We start from the raw sequence: 7233 nt of genomic DNA, 5'->3' as shown, positions 1-7233 counted from the left end.
AATACAAATCCCCAGCCAATTCCAATTTGAATAAACACTTATGTCGCAACAGCCCTCTATTAACATAAAAAAAAACACCCCCAGAGCCTTTAACAACTTATCAGGGACAGTCACTCTAAATTCACCTACTCCTCAGAAACTCTACTTTAGAATCCAGATTGCCATCGAATATCATGACGAATTGAAAGCCGGCCGCGCAATTTTTGACCCCAACGAGGCCAACAACCCAGAAACCATTGATCACCACATGACACTCAGCATCCCGCAATACATCAAAGACCACGCCCCCTTTTTCGATTATGGCGAGGGCACATCTAATCGCTGTAGGGACTTTGAAATTTATTAGGTTTTGGGGTGAAATCGCGCTGTAAAAATTCCTCGCCAGCCTGTAGGATTGACTCCCGAAATTGCGGTGAAATAACGTTTTTGCAAGCAGTATTAGCAGAAGATAAAACAGCAACCGCCCCCGATTACCAATAGGTTACTTAGCGCACGCCAAGGCAAGCACAATCATTGAAGGTAAAAGGACTCACAGTGTTTGAACTTCAGGATTCAAAAGGCAACCGCTTCGCACTCAGCCGCGGCGCGCAAAAAAAACGCAACTCACAATCGAATGCCGGTAGCTCACTTCAAATTAAACGCCTGCTTCGCTATTGCGATACCGTAACGCTCGTTCGCGCCTACAGTTACTTTTTTGCCGGCCAAAAAGCCAGCATCAAGCCCTTAGCGGCCAAAGCCAGCGACAGCAATAACGATCAAACCGTTGTTTTCGAAACCCGCATATTGGACGAAAACAGCAGCCCCACCGGCCTACCGGTAGCGCAACGCGCCAGCGCTCAGCGCTTTAGCCGCGAACAAAAGCTGTTCAGTGCCATCGCTAATGGCGAGCTTCAACTAGAGCAAACCCACACCGCGCAAGCCTTCGATATCGCCAAAGCCGAGAAAGCACTCAACCTTTCCCGCTCGCGCTTATTGTCCGAATTAAACGCCATAGCCATTAACGAACATGCGGCGGCGCAAAAAAATAGTGCACCAAAACAATCGCCTTTGCACTGGGGTGCAAGCAGCCACAACCCGACAACCAAAAGTACGCCCAAAGCGCTAACCATTCAGCAACATTACCACCGCTTTGTTACCAGCTTGCCGCAAGTGGTCAAAGCCGACGGCGCAGGCATCGTTAGCGCGCCTACTGGCAATAGCGAAATTCAATCAAAAGAACTGATCAAAGCGCTAGGCTTTAGCACCACCAAAGTGAGCACGGGTCAATTTCAGCACGCACTACAGCTAGTCTCGGCCATTTGGCGCGATAAAGGGCTATACAAAACACTCACCCAATTTTCAAACGCCTACGCTACCGCCCACGAACCCAGCGCTAGTGTAGAGCGCAGCCGCCTCAGCAATAACAGCAAAGTCAGTGATACTACTCATTTTGAACTCGCGCTAACACTACTGCTAAGCCACAACCAAGAACCTCACAGCTTAAGCTCACCCAGCGCGCGCCAAATCGAACTATTCCCACGCTTTAAACAAGCCGGCCGCAACCTATGGGAAACCGCCGATACCAGCAAAACCATCGCCGCCGAGCGCAAAACCAACGCAGGTAAAGCCAGCTTTAGCGACCTAGCCACCGAAGAAGCCCCGGCACGTGAACGCACATCCCCCCTCACCTACATCGAAATCCAACTCCTCGACGACAAAGGCGAACCCGTTGCCAACGAGGCCTACTGGATACGCGATACCGAAGGCAACGAACACACAGGCAGCACCGATGGCAGCGGCAAGGCACGGGTAGACAGCATAAAATCAGGCAGTTGCTTGGTGGCATTCCCGGATATTGAAGGTAGTGGCGTCCACAAGTGCTCAACCGAAGTCGATTGCTGCACACCACCGCCACCAGTATTAACCTTTGTAGAAATCAAACTCGTAGACGATGCCGGCGAACCCGTTGCCGACGAAGATTACCTCATTATCTGCCCGCAGGGCACAGAATACGAAGGTACCACCGATGCAGCTGGTATAGCCCGCGTCGAAGATATTATCGAAGGGGCCTGTAAAGTATCATTCCCTAACTACAGCCCAGATGCTGTGCAAATGTGTGATAGCGGGGCTGATTGTTGTAAACCCGAAAAGAGCAAAAGCAAAGCCGATGATAACGAAGGGGCCACAAATCGTCCCGAAAATGACGCCGACGCTGCAGGTGCTACTAGCGCTCCTACAGGAACACAGAGCCCTGTCACTGCTGGCGCCGCCGATACAACCAACAACCCCGCCGGTGCACCAATAGTCGCGCCCGCCCCAAGTTTACCGACTCCCCCTAGCTTAGCCGACACCCGCGAACCCGATGATAAGTGCTGGCTAGAAGTCATGGTCCACAACGGTCAAAATATTGTACTGCCCAACTTATCAGTAGCTGTGATTGATGCCGATGGCCAAAGCCACCAAGCCACCACGGATACCGATGGCAAAATTACCCTCCCTACTATAGCTGCAGGCCAATGCACCGTGAGCCTACCCAGCGCCCCAGCATGGCAAGCGGTCATCGAAAAAAGTCATACCGTAGCACAAGGCGACACGCTATCTAAGCTGGCGCGGGCAGCAGGCCTAGAAAACATTCATGTTATTTATGACGCCCCCCAAAATGCAGAATTTAAAAAGCTCAGGCCCAATCCCAACCTTATTTACCCCGGCGACCAAGTGGTTATACCGCAACGCAGCGCCAAAACAACAGAGCTACCCAGCGGCCAGATGCACGCATTAGAAGCCCCCCTTGCTCCACCAGATACCCTAGAACTTACCCTCAAAAACGAATCGGGCAAAATATTGCGCAACCGCGCACTAACGCTGATATTAGGCAACCAAGAGCACAGGCTCACCACCAGCGCTACCGGTAATATTAAACTCACCCTAGAAGACGGCATGCCAGATTCTGGCGAAATGCAGATTTACGACGAGCAAGGGCAAAACATTCAAAACACCATTACGCTGCAATTCGGCCACCTAGACCCAGTAACTGCACTAAGCGGCGTACAAGCCAGATGTAATGCACTAGGTTTTGATTGCGGCACCGTAGATGGCCAAAATGGTCCCAAAACACGCGCAGGTATTAAAGCCTTTCAACAAGCCCACGGATTACAAGTAGACGGTATACCAGGCCCCAAAACCCAAGCCAAATTAACAGATGTTTACGGGAGTTAAACATGAGCCAGTACACGGTCGCCCAAGGAGATACACTCAGCAAAATTGCCCATAAATTTTCGTTGCGCTCGTCCGATGAAATATTTAATTACCCCGATAACGCCGAGCTTTTTAAAAAACGGGGTTCAAAAGACAATATTAAAATTGGGGATGTACTCGCCATACCGGCCGCTAAAAAAACGGCCAAAACACAGCCATTAGTCCTTAACCAAAACAACAACATTGTTCTTATAGATCCTATTGCTGCGCCCATCATCGAGACTGATGTCCTTTACATTACCATCCCAGATAGCACAGGCACAGACCTTAAAGCGGGTTTTAATTGTTTGCCGACTTACACCAAAAAAGACAGCGTTTTTGGCGTCGAGCTAACCTCAATTACCCCCCAATTAAACGCGACTATGTCAAGCAAAGGCAGCACGCTTGATGGCGGTGAGCTGCCTGCCGGTTACCTGTATATTTTTGTCGATGGTTATTTATGGCGCGAACTACAAACAATTCCAGCCACAGGCAATGATGACACCGCACCCAGCACTGTCAAAGACATCAACTTAGAAGCCAGTAAAGGCCCTAATCACTGGAAAGAAAACAAATACAAACGCTTGCCGACCGGGCCCAGCCTTAAAAGCGTATTGGCCCCCACTAAACTTAACTACAAAAAAACCGTTGTCGAGGTTGGATTTTCTTATACCCAATGGTCGTGGGACCAAATTTTGAAGTTAGGCGGGATGAATCCGCAGGACCCTCGCGCCGAAGTCGGCGAACAACCCGCCATGGCCGAGTGCCCTGATACCGTTGCGGCAGCAAGCTTTCGTAGCGCGCGCCTGCACAAGTTAGACCTAGACAACCAAAAGCCCTGCTATTCCAATGGCAGCAAACAAGATGGGATGAAAACAAGCGTTGGGCCCACCACAGCGCAGGAACACTTAGCGCACTTTGAACCCGCCAACACCTATACACCGGTAATTAATTACGCCCTATACCAAGCTCATGTGGCCAACCAAGAAATACTGTCGTGCAAAATTGCCATGGCGGCACTTATGGCCGAAAGCCAAGGCATTACCCCCGGTAATGCCCAGCCGGTGCCCTTCAAAAAAGAGCAATTTAAACTAGCCTCCGCCATTGCAGGCACTTTTTTTGCCGAAACAGACCACATGTCCGAGACGCTATCAGCGGCGCAACAACATAAGCCTTTAACACCCGCCGAAAATAAAGCACTCGATTATTATCAAGATTTAAAAAAATGGCGTCAGTCCGAGCTGAACCAGCCCAAATTTAAAGAATTCTTTCATTACAATACCCTGATAAAGTTGGCCCGTGAAATTGTCACCCTGCGTAATCAATTGGTGGCACTCAGCCAAAAAGACGCCTACATAAAATGTTTTGAAGATTACGGCTACCACCGCGACACCAACTACACCGATATCAAAAACCCTCTGCACGACTTACTTACGGCGCTTTCTGGTAGTGCCTGCCAGCAATTTGAATATTTAGGCCTGAATAAAGCCGAAACCGATAGCATCAGCAACAGCGACCAAGGCGAAGATTTACTACTCACCGTATTAGGGCAACACCCCATCAAGCCCAACCACCCAATACACCGCGTACTGTTCCCCGCCTTTACAGGCGACGAGCTAGAAGACTACAGACAAAATGCCGAGCCACAATTTAGTCCGTATTTTGATATTCAAAAAATTGCCCAACTACGCGATACCGAAGCCGCCCTAGACCCAGGCAATACCTTCCAAGTCTCTCGCCGTCTTGTAGAGCTTCTTTTTACTTTTACCGTCACCAAGGAAGCCCTTGGCCTACCAACGACAACCTCTAGCCTTTACAAGATCGGTACAAATGCGACAAAAGAATTAAGTAAAATCAACAAAAACATCAATAAAACCAAGCGCCAAATCACCGCTGCAGGGCGGGCTTTACAGGAGCGCGAAAAAGCCGTCAATACAGCCAAAGCCGAGCTTGATCAGCACTGGAAGCAATACAACCAAGAGCTAACAAAATACAATCAAATCCCCAGTGATAACCAAGCTAACCTGTTTAAACAACTTAAAGTTGAACAAGCCCGCTACGGCCAGCTGCAGCTGGCCTTTAGCAAGGCGCAAAACGAATATACCACCGCCCAAACCGCTCTAGCGAAACTGCAAAAACAAGCCTCGCGCACAGGCAATGTCACTTTAGGTGCCGCCAAGCGCCATGCGCTATTCAATGTAATGCGCTTGGCCGGTGCCGCAAGCCCAGGCACCCTTCAAGCGGTAACTATGCCCGTGAGCGACTACTTCGCAACCGGTGGCAGCCACAGCAACCTAAGCCCACTGAACCCTAACTTTACTAAACAAATACACGAAAACGCGATTAAAAACCTCAAAACCCTTAAAACCACCAGCGCCACCAACAAAGGCATTAATGCCAGCCTAAAAGGCAGCCGCGATTTTGCCGTCAGTATCGATAGCCTATTAAACCTAGATAGCGACTTAAAAAGCCAATTGCGCACGCTCACGGTGGCCCAAGGTACCCTAGCAGAGCACAGCAAAGAACTGGTTACCGTTTACCAAATGCACATTGCCAGCACTCAGGGCCAACCGATTAAACTCAACGCCCTTGCCGACACCATCAAAAAACAAGAACAAGAGCTGCACCAAGCCATTAAAAATGCCCAAAAAACCGGTGATAACCTCGATAAAGTTAACAAATTAGAGCGCCAATTAAAAACACAGCAAGACGAAGTGGAACGGCTAATAACCCGCTTTAACGCCAATGAAAAAATTAGCGCCGACCGCCTGTTAGATGGCCAAAAAGGTTTAAGTGCGCTACTGGGTGTTTTTGAGGTAATTAATTTACATATGTGCCTGAATAAATTTACAAGCGCACCCGATTTACCCTCATTTATGAACTTAACCAGCGCTGTCTTCGACCTTGCCGCCGCTGTACTATCAATTCAAAAAGAAATAAACGCTGCCAAATTTGGTGAAGTGACGCAGGCCCAGATAAAAAACTTTAATAGCCCCCAAAAACAAGTCGGTGGTAAAGTCGCAAAACATGTATTGGGCGATAATTTAGCTGCCAGAATATTAGTGGCAAAATGGGCGGCACGGCTTAACCTAGTGGCCAGCTTAATTACCGCTGGCATTGCCATCTACGACACCGTTCAAGCCCTAAGAAGGGGCGATGCCGGCGCCGCTTGGGGCAATGGACTGTTAGCGGGGGGGGCATTACTGCTGGCAGGCGCCGCCTTCGCCGACATGCTGGGCGCAGGTACAATTGCCACTCTCTTTGGTCTAACGATTGGCAGCGGTGGCCTAGCGCTTATTGGGGTTGCACTAGTACTCGCAGGCGCAGGTATTATTATGCTGTTTAGCGACAAACCTTTAGAAGCCTGGTTAACCAACAGCCCTTGGGGCACTAATGCCGGTAATGGCGACCAAGGCGCATTATGGCTAAAACGCCCCGACCTCGCCCTGCAAGACTTGCAAAACCTTATTGCTGGCCCAAAAGTCAACACCCAGCACGACACTATCTACCGCGACACGCTCGGCACCATCCATTCGTCCCCAATCCAATACAACCCCAACCCGTCAAATCCCATTATTTCGGCGGAAACTACTGTGCACTTTAACCTCACCACCGGCCAATTACCGCCACAAGGTGAACGGGATATTACCTTAGAGTTTAGAGACAACGCCAATGGCCAAAAACTAAGCCCCTACCAACCCCTAAACCCCGCCGCCCATAATCATCCCGAGGTAAAAGCGGCCATTCAAAGCTTTTTTAACAACCTCGCCCATTGCGAGCTAGAGCGTAACGGCACCGGTTTTAGCCTAAGCTTTCACGAAAGCGCGCTTTACCCGCTACTAAAAGCCCGTAACTCTAAAAGCATCGATATTCGCCTAAGCTGCCGCACCTACCCAGAGGGCAAAACCTATCGGTCACCGTTAGGCCCCCAACCCTACTGCCTGCCCTTGCCGGAGCGCGATAAAAATGGCAACTTCAAACCACATGACCCTAAAAAATGGCCCATCGCCCAAGCCAAGA

The 7233-nt window shown here is 49.8% G+C and carries 3 protein-coding genes; all 3 read left to right on the top strand.

The genetic code is table 11. The annotated features are described in order from the left end of the window. Window positions 1-40: 40 nt before the first annotated feature. Window positions 41-346, top strand: a complete 306-nt coding sequence (locus tag AC3A8L_RS18380; protein WP_487963734.1) for a hypothetical protein — start codon at window positions 41-43, stop codon at window positions 344-346. Window positions 347-534: 188 nt separating this feature from the next. After that, window positions 535-3195: a PGRP and LysM peptidoglycan-binding domain-containing protein gene (locus AC3A8L_RS18375; protein ID WP_487963733.1), complete on the top strand. Its 2661-nt coding sequence runs from the start codon at window positions 535-537 to the stop codon at window positions 3193-3195. A gap of 2 nt (window positions 3196-3197) precedes the next feature. Continuing rightward, on the top strand, window positions 3198-7233 hold a 4036-nt coding region (locus tag AC3A8L_RS18370; RefSeq protein ID WP_487963732.1), incomplete at its 3' end, for a LysM peptidoglycan-binding domain-containing protein.

It is taken from the genome of Marinagarivorans sp., assembly GCF_982758155.1.
The sequence above is the reverse complement of the archived record's forward strand: the minus strand, read 5'-3'. Positions and strand labels throughout refer to the sequence as shown.